Here is a 3535-nt window from a genome sequence, read left to right as displayed (position 1 = left end):
GAGGTTTTAGCTACCATGCGCTCAAACCAATTACCGCCCCGATATTCACCACCCTGGATCATTTGCATGGCTTCCGATTGTTTAAGGAACAATCCCGATAGCATTGGGACTAAAGTTAATGCCGCAAACAGCGAGAATAGAGAAGAGGCAGAAAGAGCGATCGCCATATCGGTGTAGAGTTGCCCGGCTTCACCTGTCACCATTAACAGTGGTACAAAAACCACTATGTTGCTTAAGGTAGAACCAAGCATTGCCCCCCAAACTTCTTGCGTACCTTCAATGGCTGCCCGTATGGTACTTTTACCTTGCTGCATGTGGGTGAAGACATTCTCAATCACAACAATCGAGTTATCTACAACCATACCTACAGAAAATGCTAGTCCTGCTAAACTGATGATGTTCAATGTGCGTCCAAATGCAGACATGACAATGAACACAATAATTGTACCGATAGGAATGGTAATTGCAACTACAGCAACAGTTCGCATTGAGCCAAGGAATAGAAGTAAAACGATAGTTGCTAGTAATGCTCCACTGACCAAGTTCTCTCCAACGAAACTTACCGATTGATTAATGTAGTCACTTTCGTCATAGTTGTAGACAAAGCGAATACCTTGGTTTTGCCGATCAAATTCAGTTTGCAGTGCAGCAATTTCCGCTCGGATGCCTTTAGCCACCTCTGGCACATTCGCCCCAATTTGCCGAATTACACCGACTGCTACCCCAGGTTTGCCGTTGAACACCAACGCACTATCTTGAGGTTTGCGTCCCATCTGTACTTTTGCTACATCTCGCAAGTAAACTGTGCCTGATTGATCACGTCGTAGCACAAAACCTTCAATTTGCGATAAATCTTGTGATCTGCTGATTGTGCGGACTCGATATTCCCGTCGTCCTAAAATTAACGGCCCACCCCGAATATCGCGGTTGTTTTCTTGAAGAACTCGGACTACATCGCCAATTGCGAGGTTGCGATCGCTTAATGCTTTCGGATCAACCTTCACCTCGACTTCTCGTTCTTGTCCACCCACTAACAAAAACTGCCCAGTTCCTTCGACTCGCCGCAAACGGGGAATCACCACTTCGTCTGCTAAGTCCCGATAACGGTCTGCATCAGGTTGAAATCCTTCTTTGGTATCAAACGGAATCCACATCATCGGTGAACTGTTACCACCCACCAGTTCTACATTCGATTCCTGCGCTTCTGGAGGCAAGCTTTCCACCTGTTGCAAGCGGTTGAGAACATCTATCATCCGTTCTCTGGCGTTGGCATCCTGAGCAAATTCTAAGGTAATGCTGCTACGTCCAGCACGAGAAGTACTACTAATTTCTTGGACACCTAGCACCTCTTGCATCTGTTCTTCGATGGGGCGGGTAATCAGGTCTTCTACTTCTGTTGGCCCTGCGCCCGGATAAGTAGTTGTGATAGTAATTTCAGGGCGATCGCCTCCTGGTTGCAATTCTAGAGGTAACTTTAGTAGGGAGAACACCCCGAACATTGCTAGCAAGCAAAACAAAACAAAAGTTCCATGTCGCCAACGAACGGCGGTTTCAATAAAATTCATATTAATTCGTAATTTAGAAAGTCATATTTAAACTGGGTTTGTAGTATAGGAATCCTAAATGATATGTGAAAAATTTTAAGTAATGTAGGGTGGGCTTTGCCCACCATATCCGGGTTTTGGTGGGCAAAGCCCACCAAAACTACGTGTATTTCAAAAATCAAATAGGAGTCCTATATTTTGAAGAAAAGGTTAAAGGAGAAAGAGATGATTCTTCCTCTTTAACCGACTTCTGCAAGAAGTTTATGGAAATGTAGGTACAACCTATGTTTTAAGTTGGATTAACTATCTTTACAGGCGCACCATCTTGCAATCCATCACCGCCACGTAGCACAATGCGTTGACCGGTGCGTAAAGTGGGATGATAAATTGCGACATTTTTACCCATGTCAGCAACCATCTCGACTGGAATTTGTTTAGCTTTGCCATCAGCAACTGCAAAAACTAGCCACTCGTTTTGCCTTCTGCTTAATGCATCTCGTGATACCACAAAGCTAGAGCGGTTAGAGGGCATATTTAAGTTGCCTGCGATCGCCATTCCTGGTATTAAACCTGACGGTGGCTTGTTAATTTGGACACGCACCCGTTGGCGACGGGAGGCAGTATCGGCAGAAGGGACTACAGCAGTAATAGTGGCGCGTTTTTTCCATTGCGGTAGGGCGCGAGTTGTGAGATCGATTGTCATACCTGGGGTAACTTTACCACTGAGTTCTTCGGGTAACTCTAGGAAAATATCGAAGCGATCGCCTGCTACTAAGGTGACAATTTGACCAGAATTTTGGACTAAATCACCATTACTGATATGGCGAGTCTGCACTATACCCGATTCCGATGCCAGAATCCGAGTTCGCTGTTTTGCTAATTCTGCTTGAGCTAAAGTGGCTTTAGCTGCTTCTACGTTTGCCCGTTGAGCGGCGATTTCTTCTTGAATCGGCCCAGCTTTAGCCTCGGCAAGTTCTGCCTCGGCTTCTAACCGTTCTCCTTGGACGTTATTCAATTGTGCTTGAGCTTCCACTAACAATCTTTGAGACAAAGCACCCTCTTTGACAAGATTGCTAGTACGTTTCAGGTTATCCTGTGCTTCCAGTTCTCGCGCCTTAGCAGACGTGACAGCTGCTTGACGTTGAGCAATGATTTCTTTTCGAGTACCGACTTCCAAACGTGCCAGATTGCTCCGTTGTTGTGCCAGTTGCGCTCGTGCTTGGGTAATTGCTAATTGCTGATCGGTATCATCGAGTAAAGCGATCGTCATACCTATTGTCACGCGATCGCCTGGTTGGACTGAAATTTGCTTTACAATTCCACTAGTTTGAGCGCGGAGTGTTGACTGCTGAGTAGCTTCTACTTGTCCTAACAACTGGACACTTCTTGTAGCACTTCCAGTTGCGAGGGAGATTGTTTCAATTGGCTTTGGAGGTGGCCCTTGCTGCTGTGCAACAGAGGAGCGTGGTGCGCCACCAGGAGCGAACATCCGCCATAGGATAATGCCACCGATTGCCAGAAATAGAATCAGCAATCTCCAGAACCAAGGTTTACCCGAACGAGCAGTTGCTAACTCAGAAGGCACAGAACTATCTGATTGGGTTTCAACCGTTGAAACTTGATTTTCAGAAGTATCCATAGCGATTAACAGTGGGCTATTGAGGGTTAAGGGCTAAAGATTAACCTTTGAAAGTGAACAATGAATAGTCAAATGTTCGCTATCAACAGTCAATTATTTAGATAAAAGTAAAATTACGTTACTTTTATTGTAGTTTATTAGATAAATATGACAAAGAAATGTCAAGGTTAGTCAGTTGTCATTTGTCATTCGACTCAATTATTAGTTCTTTAACGTGATCGCGCGGTAAGCCTAACTCCTGACTAAGAGCGGCTTCAAGTTTATTTATATCTGTTATTGGAAATTCAAATACTATCGTTTTGAGAACTGAGTTATTGGTTTTAACATTTACCCTCAATAGCCCACTGTTAAT

General features: G+C 44.6%; 2 protein-coding genes. Both read right to left on the bottom strand.

Annotated elements, in window-relative coordinates; genetic code table 11:
* Nucleotides 1–1565: efflux RND transporter permease subunit (locus tag LC574_RS31595; protein WP_229457514.1), on the bottom strand; the 1565-nt coding region annotated here is incomplete at its 3' end.
* A gap of 268 nt (nucleotides 1566–1833) precedes the next feature.
* A complete protein-coding gene (locus LC574_RS31590) occupies nucleotides 1834–3183 on the bottom strand; it encodes an efflux RND transporter periplasmic adaptor subunit (RefSeq protein WP_229457513.1) in 1350 nt (449 codons plus the stop codon).
* Nucleotides 3184–3535: the final 352 nt, after the last annotated feature.

Origin of the sequence: Nostoc sp. CHAB 5715 (assembly GCF_020829685.1) — a bacterium.
GTDB lineage: Bacteria > Cyanobacteriota > Cyanobacteriia > Cyanobacteriales > Nostocaceae > Nostoc.
Note: the sequence above shows the minus strand (reverse complement) of the source record. Positions and strands in the feature narration are given on the sequence as shown.